This is a genomic window from Pseudomonas sp. RP-B7 (genome assembly GCF_059803535.1).
This window is the reverse complement of record NZ_JAPFHC010000037.1, coordinates 50,298-63,316: the sequence shown is the minus strand read 5'-3', so window position 1 is coordinate 63,316 and position 13,019 is coordinate 50,298. Positions and strand designations below refer to the sequence as shown.

The window sequence follows — 13,019 nt, the reverse complement described above, 5'->3', positions numbered from 1 at the left end:
CCCCCCCCCCCCCCCCCCCCCCCCCCCCCCCCCCCCCCCCCCCCCCCCCCCCCCCCCCCCCCCCCCCCGCTCCCACAGTTGGATTGCATTTCACCTCTGAAATCAGCGTACGCCTTCGGCTCGCAGCGCAGCCGGGGTGTAGTCCGCGGCCTTGGCGTTGAAGCCGAACACGAAGCTGCTCTTCTCCTCGTTCTTCATGCCCAGGGCGATGTAGCGCCCGGCGATGATGTCGTACAGGGTTTCCACGGTGTAGGCCGGGGTCTGGTGGTTGTAGTAGAACTGCGCATGCCCTTCGGCGACCCGCCACAGTTGGCCACGACCGTCATAGTGATCCACCAGCGCCACCTGCCAGCTGTCTTCGTCGATGTACATGTGGCGCTTGGCGTAGATGTGCCGCTCGCTGGGCTTGACCGTGCCGACCACTTCCCACACCCGGTGCAGTTCGTAGCGGGTCAGGTCCTGGTTGATGTGGCCGGCCTTGATGATGTCGTCGTACTTGAGTGTCGGCTGGTCCAGCTTGTAGCTGTTATAGGGGATGTACATCTCCTTCTTGCCCACCAGTTTCCAGTCGTAGCGGTCGGGTGCACCGGAGAACATGTCGAAGTTGTCGGAGGTGCGCAGGCCGTCGGACGCGGTGCCCGGCCCGTCATACGCCACTTGCGGGGCGCGGCGTACGCGGCGTTGGCCGGCGTTGTAGATCCACGCCAGGCGCGGCTCTTTCACCTGGTCGAGGGTTTCGTGCACCAGCAGCACGTTGCCCGCCAGGCGTGCCGGCGCGGTCACCGACTGCTTGAAGAAGGTCAGCACGTTGGCGGCCTTGGCCGGGTCCATGTCGGGGATCAGTTGCGGCACCGCCACCTCTTCTTCGAAGCGGATCGGCGTATAGCTGCCATTGGTCTGCGGTGTGGCCTGGGTGATGATGCGGCGCAGGTTGCCACCGTGGTAGCGGGTGATGTGGTTCCACAGCACTTCCACGCCGTTCTTGGGGATCGGGAACGCGTAGTAGCGGTTGCCGGTGAAGTTCTCCAGGCCGTTGCCGTCGTTGATTGGCTTGACGTTGAGCGCGCTGCGCTTGATCGACTCGTAGATCTCCGGCGGCAGGTTGACCGTGCGGTGGCTCGGGTACACCGGGATCTTGTAGGTCTCGGGGTAGCGCTTGAACATCGCCACCTGGCCTTCGGAGAGTTTGTCCTTGTACTTGTCGACGGTGGCGGCGGTGATCACGAACAGCGGTTTTTCACTGGCGAACGGGTCGGCGAGGAAGCCTTTGCTGTCCACCGCGCCGGCGTTTTTCGGGATGCCGCCGGTCCAGGCCGGGATCGAGCCGTCGGCGTTGCCGGCTTTTTCGGCGCCGATCGGGGTCAGGCTGGTGCCGAGTTTGTCGGCTTCCTGCGGCGATACGGCAGCCATGACATTGGCAGCCAGCAAACTCAGAGCCAATACAGCAAGTGTCTTACGCATGGATTCTTGTCCTTCTTTAAGCCAGATCAGAAGTTCACGCCAAAGCTGAGGGCGAGGAAGTCACGGTCGGTGAGGGTGTTGTAGTCGCCACCAAAAAAGTCGGTGTAGCTCAGGCTGGCGGTGTAGGTGCTGCGGTAGTCCGCATCCACGCCGACGCTGATGGCCTTGGCGCCTTTGTTGAACAGGCCGTTGGGGCCGTAGCCGGCGACGTCGTGGGACCACGACAGGTTGGGCTTGAGGTTCACCCCGAACAGCGCGTTGTTGTAGTCAAGGATCGCCCGGGCGCGGTAGCCCCAGGAATTGGCCGTGACAAAACCGTCGGTGTCGCCCTGGAAACCGTAGGCGCCGTAGACCGAGTCACGGCCGTAACGCAGCTTGGATTTGTCTTCCAGCCCGGCGACGTGCACGAAGGCCGCCTCGCCCACCAGGGTCAGGCGTTCGGCGCCCAGCACCTGGTCGAAGAACTGGGTCATGGTGCTTTGGATCTGGGTGATTTCCTTGCGGCGGTAGCCTTTGTTGTCGTCGCCGAAGTTGCTGCGGATCGGTGAGGCCGCCTGGCCGGCCACCGGGTTGATCAGGGCCAGGGTCAGGTCGGTGGTGTTGAGTTGCACCGGGGCATTCGGGCGGTAGCTGATTTCGCCGGTCCACGCCGTGCCGGTCGGCAAGGTGGTGGAGAAACTGGCGCCGAACAGACGAATGTCCTCGGGGTAGTCGAGGTAGTACTGACCACGGCCGAGCATCAGGCTCTGGACCAGGCCCGAGCCAGTGCCGGGCGCGATACCGTTGGCGGCGCCAGCGATGGCGCCGAGCCGGGCCAGCGTGGTGTTGTTGGTGATGGTGCCGACGGTCGGGGTACGGCTGTGATAGTTCATGAAATACAGCCCGTACTCGGTGTCATCCCCCAGCCAGCGCAGGGCCGCACCGAACTGGCCGCCGTCACGCGCATCGCGGTCCCGTGCGCGCTGCACAATCACGCCCTCGCGCGTCACTTCAAAACCCTGCCCGAAGGCTGCGGCCACTGGCTGCAACGGCGCAATCGCCGGGTTGCCCACGGTGTAGTTGCCATTACAGCCATGGGCCGCAACGTCGCCACCAAAAAACGTACCGCAGTTATCCAGCACGGTGTTCTGCCAGTTCAACTGGTAGAAGCCTTCCACCGTCAGCTGGTTGGTCAGGCTCTGGGAAGCGAACAGCATGTTCACCGGGATCAGCCCTTCCTTGATCTCCGCGCCAGGGCGACGGAAGGCGGAAACGTCGATGGGGTTGATGCTGTTGATGGAGTTGCCGATGAAGGTGCTTTCGCCCCAGCTGACCACCTGCTTGCCCAGGCGCACGTTGCCCGGCTGATCGCCAATCGAATAGTTGTGATAGACGAAGGCATCGAGCAACTCGTAGCCGGACGAGCGCGCGCCTTCATCGCGGTGGTGGTTGCTGATCTGTTTGAATTCGCGGTCTTCGTCCTGCAACTCGAAGTCGTACCAGTACTTGCCGCGCACAAACATGCCGCTGTCACCGTACTTGAGTTCCAGGTCGTGCAGGCCCTTGAAGATCTTGGAGAAGGTTTCGCCCTTCTTGAAGTTCAGCCGTCCGTCATCCCCGGTAGACGCCTGCCCGGTGCCGCCATTGACGGTGCCCACCAGTTTCTTATCGGCATCGCGCATGCCCCAGCTCGCGCCGACCGACAGCGAGGAGTCGAATTGCCCTTCGATCTCGCCAATGTTGAACGAAACAGCCTGCGCCTGCGCACAGCAACCCAGTGCAACCGCAGCGGCCAGCGCCTGTGGCGTGAAGATGGCGCGCATTGTTGTTTTTGTCATGCGTCTTCCCCGGTGAGTGACAGAAGGCCCCACCCTACTGCCGCGCAACAGGAGCGATAAGCGCACCAAGGAGGGATTCGTGTTGTCGCTCGAAAGGATTAGCGGCCGCCCAGGCAGCGGGTTTGGAGGCAGGTATGGATCGAATGGATGGCGGCTTATCAGGCCAATGGATAGCACCCCGGCAACTGTTGCGGTATCGGTAACAGTCCTTGTCCTGAAGCGCTATTACTCATTCTGTTACAACCGACTATTCTTACCGGGCTTGCAGGGCACAACGCCCGCTTCCGCTACTGGGAGAAAAGCCAGATTCAATGGGATTGATGCCTTTTATCAATCTGTTACCGGTGTTCACTGACGTGGATTTGTAGCTCCTTGATCCAACGTCTTACTTCGGCCGCTGCCTATGCAGCGGCCTTTTTTATGCGCGCAATAAAACGGGGCGCCCTTGGCGCCCCGCACGATTCACTGCTGTTGGAGCAATGATCAGAGGCTGTACTTCTGCAAGTTGGCCATCATCTCCTTCAACGCCTCGATATTGTCCTTGGGGTGGGCGGCGCCCTCGAAGTCGCAGATCTGCTGCCAGTGCGCGGCGACGTCATCCGGGGAAAAACCGGCTTCAGGATCGAACCCCACGCCAAGGCTGCGCTCCCAGCGGGTCTTGCCGATCCAGCCGCCGCCCACTTCAAACAGGCCGGCCGTTTCCTCGCACGCGGCACTGCCCAGGTACACCACCAGCGGGCTGACCAACTCCGGCTTGAGCCGCTCGAACACCTGCGGCGGAATCAGGCCTTCGGTCATGCGTGTGCCGCCGGTGGGCGCGATGGCGTTGACCAGGATGTTGTTCTTGCGCCCTTCCAGCGCCAGGGTGCGGGTCAGGCCATACAGGCCGAGCTTGGCCATGCCGTAGTTGGACTGGCCGAAGTTGCCGTAGATGCCCGAGGTGGACGCGGTGAAGATCACCCGTCCATACCCTTGCTCACGCATGTGCGGCCAGGCAGCGCGGGTGACTTTGTAGGCGCCTTCGACATGCACCCGGTAAACCAGGTCCCAGTCGCTGTCGTCCATTTTGTGGAAGGTCTTGTCGCGCAGGATGCCGGCGTTGTTGACCACCACATCGATGCGGCCAAACACCTCCAGTGCGTGCTGCACGATCTTGTCACCGTCGGTGACAGAGTCGTGGTTGGCTTCGGCAATACCGCCAGCGGCGCGGATTTCGGCGACCACGCGGTCGGCCGCCGAGGCGTTGGCACCTTCGCCCTGGGTCGAGCCGCCCAGGTCGTTGACCAGCACCTTGGCCCCGTGGCGGGCGAACAGCAGCGCATGGGCCCGGCCCAACCCGCCGCCGGCTCCGGTGACGATCACGACCTTATCCTGGAACTGCACTGACTCACTCATACCGAACTCCGCTGGCGACAATGGGAATGGCATGAGTGTCAGGCACCCGGCCTCTGGTCACAATAAAGTCGGCCAGGGCTGAATGGTGCGCGATAAGGCTGGGGGATGATGGCCGGTGCGCCGTTGACGTCAGCTTGTGTGGGAGCGGGCTTGCTCGCGAAGGCGGTGTTTCAGTCGACACCTATTTCGTCGATCCACCACTTTCGCGAGCAAGCCCGCTCCCACACAAGCCCGCTGCCACCAGTTGTTGAACTGGGTGCCTTCAGGAGTAAGCCAGATAGGACATCGGGCCGGCGATCCGCTCACGAAACGCCAGGTAATGCTTGAGCACCTGCACCGGCGCCTCGATCTGCGGGTAGTGGCCGATATTGGCCAGCAGCACCGTATCCGCATGGGGGATCAGCTGCTGATAACGCGCCACCATATGGACACCGGAAATCGGATCAACCTCGCCGTCGATCACCCGCAGGGGCACCTCGTCACGCTGCATCGCTTCCAGCCATCGCTCGCGCAGGCGACGGCGCTGGGGCACGTAGGCGATCAGTTTATGCAGCACCCGCGTGCCATCGTTGCAGCTGATCAACTGCCAGAAATCATCCAGGGCACTTTCGCTGGGACGTGTATGCGGACCGAAAATCTGGCCGAAGCTGTCGGACAACGCGCTGCGCCCAAACGCGCGACCGATCATCCAGCCCAGGGGGCTGAGCAGGAGCTTCTGCACCAGCGCCAGCCGGTGGGTTTCGGGGAACAAGCCGCCGTTGAGAAACACGCAACTGGCCATCTGGAAACGCGCTTCGTAATGCCGCGCGAGCAGTTCCTGGGCGACGCTGTCGCCGTAGTCATGGGCCAGCACGTGCACCGGCTGGTCCACACCCAAATGCTCCAGCAAGGCTTGCTGCAAATCCGCCTGCTCCAAGAGGCAGTACTCATGGTCGAGGGGTTTGTCCGATTCGCCAAAGCCGAGCATGTCGCAGGCGATCACCAGGTTGCGCTGGGCCAGGGGTTGCCACAGGTAGTGCCAGTCCCAGCTGGCGGTGGGGAAGCCGTGGATCAGCAGCAGCGGTTCGCCCTGCCCCGCCACCCAATAACGGATGGTATGGCCACGGAAGACGAAGCTCTGGCCGCGCTTGTGCCAGGCAGTGAGCGGGATCTCGGCGAGTGGCATCAGGTTTTATACCCAGGGTCGAGGCTGTCCAACTTACGCAGCAACGCCGGCCAGGCCAGCGCGCCCCCCATGCCTTGTGCACTCTTGGTCACGGCCGCCACCATCGCCTTGGCCCCGGCAAGAATCTGCGGGCCGATAGGGATCAACTCGGCCCCGCCGTTCTGCGCCAGCACCTGGATGTCGCAGGCCCGCTGGAAGGTGAACATCATCAGGAAGGTGTCGGCAATGCTGGCGGCGCAGGTGAGCAGGCCGTGGTTGTGCAACATCAGGAAATTGTTATCACCGAGGTCGGCCTGCAGGCGGGCCTTCTCTTCATGGTTCAGCGCCACGCCTTCGTAGGCGTGGTAGGCCAGGCTCGACAGCACGAAAATCGATTGCTGGCTGATCGGCAGCACGCCCTGCTTCTGCGCCGCCACTGCGACACCGGACGCGGTGTGGGTGTGCAGCACGCAGGTGACGTCGTGGCGGACTTCGTGGATCGCGCTGTGGATGGTGTAGCCCGCCGGGTTGATCTCGTAGGGGCTGTCCATCAGCTTGTTGCCGGCCTGGTCGACCTTGACCAGGCTCGACGCGGTGATCTCGTGGAACATCAGCCCATACGGGTTGATCAGGAAGTCATCGGTGCCCGGCACCTTGGCCGAGATGTGGGTAAAGATCAGGTCATCCCAACCGTGCAACGCCACCAGGCGATAGCAGGCTGCCAGGTCGACACGGGTCTGCCATTCGGCAGCGCTGACCTGGCCTTGGACATTTTGCGGCGATAGAACCGGGGCTAAGCTCACGGTGATGACCTCCTTGGCGCACTTTCTTATTGTTTTTTTGAGTGATGGGCCAGTCTAGTCAGACGTCCCAGTCGTCGTAGTTGCCTTGGCAGCCAGCTTGATGACCGTACGAGTCAGCTTTGAGAATAGTTGAAACCTGCGCAAATGGCGTCAGAGAAGCGCCGCCAATAAAGGCGCGGCAAACAGGTTGAGCAGCCCGGTCAATACCATCACCAAACCGGCAACCGAGCCTTCTTCACCGCCCACTTCATGTGCCCGGCTGACCCCGGCGCCATGGGCCCCCACACCAAACAATGCGCCACGCGCCAAGGGCGTGCGCAGCGGCAGCCACTTGAGCAACACGCCACCGAGCATCGCACCGAATACGCCGGTGAACATCACGAACACGGCGGTGAGTTCCGGCACGCCGCCCAAGTCGGACGACACCGGCATGGCAAACGGTGTGGTGATGGAGCGCGGCACCAGGGACATTGTCACCGCGCTGTCCAGCGCCAGCGCTTTGGCCAGGCCGAACGAAGTGCCGATGGAGGCCACGCTGCCGGCGACCATTCCCAGCAGCAACGCCGACCAGTGCCGCGCCAACAGGCGGCGCTGTTGCCAGATCGGCACGGCGAATGCCACGGTGACCGGCCCCAGCACCAGCATCAGCCAGTGGGTATCGGCGGCGTATTCGGCGTAGGCGGTGTGCATCGGCACCGCCACCGCCAGCAAGAGCACCGGCACCAGAATCAGCGGCGACAACAGATAGCGCCCGGTGCGCCGGTAGATCCAGCGGCTGAAGATGTACGCGCCCAGGGTCAGGGCGAGCCAGAACACCGGCATCAGTTCAAGCTTCATGGCGCAGCCTCCAGCGGCAGACGATCTCAACGGTGAACGCCGTCACCAACATCACCGCCAAGGTGCTCACGCCGATCACCAGCAGGATGCGCCAGCCCTCGTTGCGCAGCAGGCCGCCGTAGTCCAGCAAACTCATCAAGGCCGGAATAAAGAACAGCAGCATCTCGGCCATCAACACGCCAGCGCCCAGTTGCAGGGCGGCGGGCTTGACCAGGCCGCTGGCGAACGTTGCCAGGAGCAGGCCCAGACCGACGACACCACCAGGGATAGGCCAGGCGAACCACACGGCCAGTTGGCAGCCGAGAAAGTAGATGGCCAGCAACACAACCAATTCAATAGACAGACGGGTGAAACGTTTCATGGGCTTTGGGTCCTCGCAAGCGCCCATTTTAAAGAGGCCACCCCCATACCCAAAGCGAATTGTTAGACTGTCAACTATTCCAAACCGGAATTGAGAGCATGGAATTCAAACAGCTGCGCAGCTTTGTAGAAGTCATCCACCGGGGCGGTTTTACCCAAGCCGGTAAAACCTTGCACATCAGCCAATCCGCCGTGAGCAAACAGGTGGCGCAATTGGAGCACAGCCTTGGCACACCGTTGCTTGAGCGCACCGGCTCGCACGTGCGCCTGACCGCCACCGGCGCCGTGGTATTACAGCGCGCCGAGGCGATGCTGCGCCTGCAAAGCGAGTTGCTCAGTGAGCTGGACGACATGCAGCAACTGGCCCGCGGCGAGCTGCGCCTGGGCTTGCCGCTGCTGGCGGGGGATACGTTGTTCGCCGGGCTGTTTGCCGAGTATCGCAAGCGTTACCCCAACGTCACTATCCAGTTGCTGGAGGGCGGCAGCCGCACTATCGAACAGGCGATCCTCAACGGTGAGCTGGATGTCGGTGGCAGCCTGATGCCCAACGACCCGGCCTTCGCCTGGCAAGCCTTTTGCGACGAGCCTTTGGACGCCCTGCTGCCGATGGATCACCCGCTGGCGGAAAACGCCCAGGTGCGCCTGGAGGAATTGGCGGACACGCCATTCCTGATGTACCAGCGCAGTTTTGTGCTGAACGACCGGCTGATGCAGGCGTGCAAGCAAGTGGGTTTTACCCCGAAGGAAATCGGCCGCAGTGGCCAGGCGGATTTTCTCGTGGCCTTGGTCGCGGCCGGTCAAGGCGTGGTGCTGCTGCCCAGCGTGGTCGCCCGTGGGCTGGTGCGACCGGGCGTGGTGCGCCTCACGCTCAAGGCGCCGGACTTCCTGCGCTGGGACATTGCATTCATCTGGCGTGAGGGCGCCTATCTGTCGAGAGCCGCCCAGGCCTGGCTGGCGTTGTTGCGCGAGTATCCGGTCAGCCGCGCAGTGCAGTGACCAGCTCGGCCAACCAGGGCTCGGCGTCGGCCTCGGGGGTGACGCTTTCGCTGGCGTCCAGGCGCAACATCGGCAGCACTTCGCGCACGCCCAGTTCGCCGAACAGTTCACGCATTTGCTCGCCGCCGCCGCAGAAGGTGTCGCCGTAGCTGGCGTCGCCCAGGCCGATCACCGCACCGGGCAGACCGCGCAAGGTGGCGGGCAGTTGGTCACGCAGGGCCGAATACAGGGGTTGCAGGTTGTCGGGCAGCTCACCCATGCCGGTGGTGGACGTCACCGCCAGAAACGCTTCGGGCGCGAAAGCCTGTACGTCCGCCAGGGTGGCGCGCGGGTTGTACCAGGCTTCAAAACCGGCGGCGTTGAGGATACCGGCGGCGTGGCGGGCGACTTCTTCAGCCGTGCCGTAGACCGAGCCGGAAAGGATGGCGACTTTCATCAATCTGATCCTGTAGTTGAGTGAAAGGCTGGGATATTAGCAGTTGTCACAAATATTTCAGCGGGCCCGGTGAAACATTCAACCGTTGCCATAAACTCAAAGCTCCCAAAACAAGCCATGGACCGCTCAATGATCAACGCAAAGCTGATGCAAATGGTTGTCAACGCTTCCAACGACGGGATTGTCGTCGCCGAGCGCGAAGGCAAGGACAAGCCGATAATCTACGTCAACCCGGCATTCGAGAAGCTGACCGGCTACCACCTGGATGACATCCTGTACCAGGATTGTCGCTTCCTGCAGTCAGGTGACCGCGACCAGCCGGCGCTGATGGCGATTCGCGAGGCGCTGGACAGTGGCGGTTCGTGCCGGGAAATCCTGCGCAACTATCGTCAGGACGGCAGTCACTTCTGGAACGAATTGTCGTTGTCGACGGTGTACAACGAGGCCGACAAGCAGACTTATTTTGTCGGTGTGCAAAAAGATGTGACCTTGCAGGTCAAGGCCCAGCAGCGCGTCGCCCAGTTGGAAGCCGAACTGGCCCAGGTCAAGGCCGAGCTGGCCGCGCTCAAGATGACGAGCGGATCTAACAAAATTTAGATAATGCGGTCTGTAGAGCGGATAATGGCATTTTAGTACCCCCTCATTGAGCAATGATCGATGCGACGCGACGCACTTCTGACCCAGGATGAACTGGATTTCATTCAGAACATGCAGCACACCCCCCAGCTAAACCTGCGGGATGCTTCATCGAGCCTGACCGTCAACGGCGGCGCGCAGATCCGCGATTTGCTCACACGCCTGGCCGCCCACGATCACGTCACCATCCAGGCACAGTTCGACAACCAGCAACTCACCTTCCCCCTGCATCTGGTGGAGGATGAGTTTCATGCGGTGCATCTGCGTCTGGGGGTGCCGAGCATTTTCGAAGACGGGCCGATGATCCGTCCATGGCGCCTGGCCCTCGAGGCACCGGTGGCACTGGAGAACATCAAAGGCACGCCGGGCGCGCTGTGGGTGCACGAAGTGTCATTCAAGGGTGTGCTGGTCGAGATCCGCGGCCGGGTCAAGGCGCCCAAGACCTTTGCGCTGTGGTTCAGCCCTTCCGGTTACGAACGCATTGCGCTACGCGGCACGTTGGAACGGGTAACCGCACGCGGTTTGTTCGCCTACCGCCTGAGCCAGAGCGATGCGGATGAGATCGAGCGCCTGCGCCAATTCATCCTGCATCAACACCGCCTGGTCCACCCGCACGTACACGCCTGATCTCAGGTATCCAGCAGCCCACTGAGAAACTGCTGCAAGCGACGCTGCATCAGGCGTCCTTCATTGCCCAGGCAGCCGATGGAAGAACCGGCGAGGTCCTTCTCGGCCAGGTCCGACGCGACCCCCGCCAGGAACAACGGGCAATCCAGGGTCAGCGCCAGGCGGCTCAGGCGCCCCGGCAGGTCATAACGGTGGGAACGGTTGGAATAGACGATCAGGGCCTGGGGACGGGTCTTTTCACAGACCAGTGTCAGCTCATCAAATGGCTGGCCCATGCCCAGCACCTTCACCGCCAGGTCGTCGCGCGTCATCAACAGCCCGGCCACCAGCAATTCCAACTTGCGGCATTCGCCGGGCATGGCCGCCAACAGCACCCGGGGGGCCGACGACGCGCACGCCACATGCAGACGCGCCAACGCCTGTACCCGCAGGAACGCGTCGAAGAACAGCCACTCACTGGCCTGGCCGAATCGGCCTTGATGGCGCAGCAGCTCGCTCCACAGGGGCATCAGGATGTCCTGGAACACGATGCTCTGGGGGTAGGTCGCAAAAATCTGGCCGTACACATGCTCCAACTGGCGATCATCGAAAGCACTCACGGCCAGCCTCAACCGCGCCTGCCATTGAGTCCACTCGGCGCCCTCGGGCGTGTCGTGCTCGGCACGCACGGCTTGCGCCTGCTGGTCATCGCGCGCCAGGATCTTGCCGACCTTGCTTACGGCCACGCCGCGCTCGATCCAATCAAGAATGCGATTGACCGTCTCAATATCGGCCTTGGAGTAGAGCCGGTGCCCGCTTTCGGTGCGCGTCGGCTGTATAAGGCCATAACGCCGCTCCCATGCACGCAGCGTCACTGGATTTATGCCTGTCAATCTCGACACTTCACGAATCGGAAAAAACGCCTCGGAATCGGTCGAATCCAGATGTGAAATGCTATCAAGGGGAGCAGTAATTTCGGGCATTTGAGACCAAAAAACCAATGGTAATTGGGGCAGCCATTTAACGCCTTTAGAGCTGTCTTTTTCAAGGTCCACCCTCTTTAGACCAATGTCACTGGCGTATTTCTGTAAAACAGGAATAATCCTTGCCTGTTTTTACATAGCGGCACTACCCCGCCGCTATGTTCGTGCGCCACCTACCCGGTCCAGCGCACCCGTTTATTTGGAGATACATAATGTCTACCTCCCCAGTCACCCTGATGGTTGCGCGTCGCGTGGCCAAAGGTCGCTACGAAGAACTGATGGCCTGGCTGCGCGAAGGCGAGCAATTGGCCACCGACTTCCCCGGTTACCTGGGTTCAGGCGTGCTCGCACCGCCGCCCAATGACGACGAATTCCAGATCATCTTCCGCTTCGCCGATGAAAAGACCCTGCATGCCTGGGAGTTTTCCGCGTCCCGCAGTGCCTGGCTGGGCCGTGGCAGCGAGCTGTTTGCCGACCCGTCCGAGCATCGCGTGAGCGGCATCGACGGTTGGTTTGGTGCAGTGGGGGCACGGCCGCCGCGCTGGAAGCAGGCCGTGGCGATCTGGCTGGCGTTTTTCCCGGTGTCACTGATCTTCAACTTTGTACTGGGTCCGCTGCTCAATGAGCTGGAGTTGGTGCCGCGCGTGCTGGTCAGCACCCTGGCACTCACGCCGCTGATGGTTTATCTGTTCATTCCACTGTCGACCCACCTGCTGGCCAACTGGCTGCACCCTGCGCCCACACCACGCAAGGCCACCGAAGCCGCCGCGTGAGTACAGGGGGGGCCGCTCGCTGGTATGATTTGAACCTGCCAGCGAAGCGAGCCCTCCATGACTGCAACACACGCCCCGATCCTGATCACCGGCGCCGGCCAGCGTGTCGGCCTGCATTGCGCCCAGCGCCTGCTGGACGACGGCCATCCGGTGATTTTCAGCTACCGCAGCGAACGTCCCGGCGTGCAGGCCCTGCGCGAACGTGGTGCGATCGGTGTGTTTGCCGACTTCTCCAGCGAAGCCGGCATCCTGGCGTTTATCGCCGAGCTGAACACCCACACCCAAAGCCTGCGTGCGATCATCCACAACGCCTCGGCCTGGATCGCAGAGAGTCCCGATGACGAAAGCCGTGCCTTTACCGACATGTTCAGCGTGCACATGCTTGCGCCTTACCTGATCAACCTGCATTGTTCAGCTTTGCTGCAACGCTCGACACCCGCCGACATCGTGCACATCAGCGATGACGTGGTGCGCAAGGGCAGCCGCCAGCACATCGCCTATTGCGCCACCAAGGCCGGGCTCGACAGCCTCACGCTGTCGTTTGCCGCGCAGTTCGCGCCGCTGATCAAGGTCAACGGCGTCGCGCCCGCGATGGTGATGTTCAACGAAGGCGACGACGCCGCTTATCGCACCCAGGTGCTGGCCAAGTCCGCACTGGGCATCGAACCCGGGCCCGAGGTGATCTACCAGAGCGTGCGTTACCTGCTGGACAACCCCTATGTCACTGGTACCACCCTGACCGTCAACGGCGGGCGGCATATCAAGTAAGCCG

General features: G+C 62.2%; 14 protein-coding genes. 5 read left to right on the top strand and 9 right to left on the bottom strand.

What is annotated here, in order from left to right:
- Positions 1–102: 102 nt before the first annotated feature.
- From OPU96_RS25245 to OPU96_RS25215, 7 genes are all read right to left on the bottom strand, one after another.
- On the bottom strand, positions 103–1,461 hold the full coding sequence (locus OPU96_RS25245) for a DUF1329 domain-containing protein (protein WP_226457270.1): 1,359 nt from the start codon (positions 1,459–1,461) through the stop codon (positions 103–105).
- A 26-nt stretch (positions 1,462–1,487) separates the two neighbouring features.
- Entirely contained in the window at positions 1,488–3,278 is a 1,791-nt protein-coding gene (locus OPU96_RS25240; protein ID WP_192300589.1) for a DUF1302 domain-containing protein, read from the bottom strand.
- 483 nt (positions 3,279–3,761) lie between these two features.
- Positions 3,762–4,673, bottom strand: coding sequence for an SDR family oxidoreductase (locus OPU96_RS25235; RefSeq protein WP_192300590.1), 912 nt, complete (start codon positions 4,671–4,673; stop codon positions 3,762–3,764).
- Between the two features lie 262 nt (positions 4,674–4,935).
- Positions 4,936–5,838: an alpha/beta fold hydrolase gene (locus OPU96_RS25230; RefSeq protein WP_498559902.1), complete on the bottom strand. Its 903-nt coding sequence runs from the start codon at positions 5,836–5,838 to the stop codon at positions 4,936–4,938.
- The gene (locus OPU96_RS25225) at positions 5,838–6,620 is read right to left on the bottom strand and encodes a class II aldolase/adducin family protein (protein ID WP_192300592.1); all 783 of its coding nucleotides are present in this window, start codon (positions 6,618–6,620) and stop codon (positions 5,838–5,840) included. The genes OPU96_RS25230 and OPU96_RS25225 overlap by 1 nt, the downstream gene beginning before the upstream one ends.
- 150 nt (positions 6,621–6,770) lie before the next feature.
- The gene (locus tag OPU96_RS25220) at positions 6,771–7,457 is read right to left on the bottom strand and encodes an LrgB family protein (protein WP_305391509.1); all 687 of its coding nucleotides are present in this window, start codon (positions 7,455–7,457) and stop codon (positions 6,771–6,773) included.
- Entirely contained in the window at positions 7,447–7,818 is a 372-nt protein-coding gene (locus OPU96_RS25215) for a CidA/LrgA family protein (protein ID WP_192300594.1), read from the bottom strand. The genes OPU96_RS25220 and OPU96_RS25215 overlap by 11 nt, the downstream gene beginning before the upstream one ends.
- A 98-nt stretch (positions 7,819–7,916) precedes the next feature.
- Here OPU96_RS25215 and OPU96_RS25210 point away from each other — a divergent pair, with 98 nt between their 5' ends.
- Positions 7,917–8,813 carry a LysR family transcriptional regulator gene (locus OPU96_RS25210; RefSeq protein ID WP_192300595.1) on the top strand — a complete coding sequence of 299 codons (897 nt, stop codon included), beginning with the start codon at positions 7,917–7,919 and terminating at the stop codon, positions 8,811–8,813.
- Here the strand turns inward: OPU96_RS25210 and OPU96_RS25205 are convergent.
- Positions 8,794–9,249 carry a flavodoxin gene (locus tag OPU96_RS25205; protein ID WP_226457266.1) on the bottom strand — a complete coding sequence of 152 codons (456 nt, stop codon included), beginning with the start codon at positions 9,247–9,249 and terminating at the stop codon, positions 8,794–8,796. The genes OPU96_RS25210 and OPU96_RS25205 overlap by 20 nt on opposite strands.
- 129 nt (positions 9,250–9,378) lie before the next feature.
- On the opposite strand from OPU96_RS25205, the gene OPU96_RS25200 reads away from it, so the two are divergent.
- Both OPU96_RS25200 and OPU96_RS25195 read left to right on the top strand, forming a co-directional pair.
- Entirely contained in the window at positions 9,379–9,846 is a 468-nt protein-coding gene (locus OPU96_RS25200; RefSeq protein WP_226457265.1) for a PAS domain-containing protein, read from the top strand.
- A gap of 60 nt (positions 9,847–9,906) precedes the next feature.
- Positions 9,907–10,512, top strand: coding sequence for a hypothetical protein (locus OPU96_RS25195; RefSeq protein WP_192300598.1), 606 nt, complete (start codon positions 9,907–9,909; stop codon positions 10,510–10,512).
- A gap of 2 nt (positions 10,513–10,514) precedes the next feature.
- Here OPU96_RS25195 and OPU96_RS25190 read toward each other — a convergent pair whose 3' ends face one another.
- On the bottom strand, positions 10,515–11,474 hold the full coding sequence (locus OPU96_RS25190) for a MerR family transcriptional regulator (protein ID WP_498559901.1): 960 nt from the start codon (positions 11,472–11,474) through the stop codon (positions 10,515–10,517).
- 212 nt (positions 11,475–11,686) lie between these two features.
- On the opposite strand from OPU96_RS25190, the gene OPU96_RS25185 reads away from it, so the two are divergent.
- Positions 11,687–12,247, top strand: coding sequence for an antibiotic biosynthesis monooxygenase (locus OPU96_RS25185; protein WP_192300600.1), 561 nt, complete (start codon positions 11,687–11,689; stop codon positions 12,245–12,247).
- Positions 12,248–12,304: 57 nt separating this feature from the next.
- Positions 12,305–13,015: a dihydromonapterin reductase gene (folM, locus tag OPU96_RS25180; protein WP_498559900.1), complete on the top strand. Its 711-nt coding sequence runs from the start codon at positions 12,305–12,307 to the stop codon at positions 13,013–13,015.
- Positions 13,016–13,019 lie beyond the last annotated feature (4 nt).

Excerpts from the sequence above, each read along its gene's own strand:
- OPU96_RS25215 (WP_192300594.1), bottom strand. The coding sequence starts at position 7,818 with ATGAAACGTTTCACCCGTCTGTCTATTGAATTGGTTGTGTTGCTGGCC.
- OPU96_RS25210 (WP_192300595.1), top strand. The coding sequence starts at position 7,917 with ATGGAATTCAAACAGCTGCGCAGCTTTGTAGAAGTCATCCACCGGGGC.
- folM (WP_498559900.1), top strand. The coding sequence starts at position 12,305 with ATGACTGCAACACACGCCCCGATCCTGATCACCGGCGCCGGCCAGCGT.
- OPU96_RS25190 (WP_498559901.1), bottom strand. The coding sequence starts at position 11,474 with ATGCCCGAAATTACTGCTCCCCTTGATAGCATTTCACATCTGGATTCG.
- OPU96_RS25200 (WP_226457265.1), top strand. The coding sequence starts at position 9,379 with ATGATCAACGCAAAGCTGATGCAAATGGTTGTCAACGCTTCCAACGAC.
- OPU96_RS25195 (WP_192300598.1), top strand. The coding sequence starts at position 9,907 with ATGCGACGCGACGCACTTCTGACCCAGGATGAACTGGATTTCATTCAG.
- OPU96_RS25245 (WP_226457270.1), bottom strand. The coding sequence starts at position 1,461 with ATGCGTAAGACACTTGCTGTATTGGCTCTGAGTTTGCTGGCTGCCAAT.
- OPU96_RS25240 (WP_192300589.1), bottom strand. The coding sequence starts at position 3,278 with ATGACAAAAACAACAATGCGCGCCATCTTCACGCCACAGGCGCTGGCC.
- OPU96_RS25235 (WP_192300590.1), bottom strand. The coding sequence starts at position 4,673 with ATGAGTGAGTCAGTGCAGTTCCAGGATAAGGTCGTGATCGTCACCGGA.
- OPU96_RS25205 (WP_226457266.1), bottom strand. The coding sequence starts at position 9,249 with ATGAAAGTCGCCATCCTTTCCGGCTCGGTCTACGGCACGGCTGAAGAA.
- OPU96_RS25185 (WP_192300600.1), top strand. The coding sequence starts at position 11,687 with ATGTCTACCTCCCCAGTCACCCTGATGGTTGCGCGTCGCGTGGCCAAA.
- OPU96_RS25220 (WP_305391509.1), bottom strand. The coding sequence starts at position 7,457 with ATGAAGCTTGAACTGATGCCGGTGTTCTGGCTCGCCCTGACCCTGGGC.
- OPU96_RS25230 (WP_498559902.1), bottom strand. The coding sequence starts at position 5,838 with ATGCCACTCGCCGAGATCCCGCTCACTGCCTGGCACAAGCGCGGCCAG.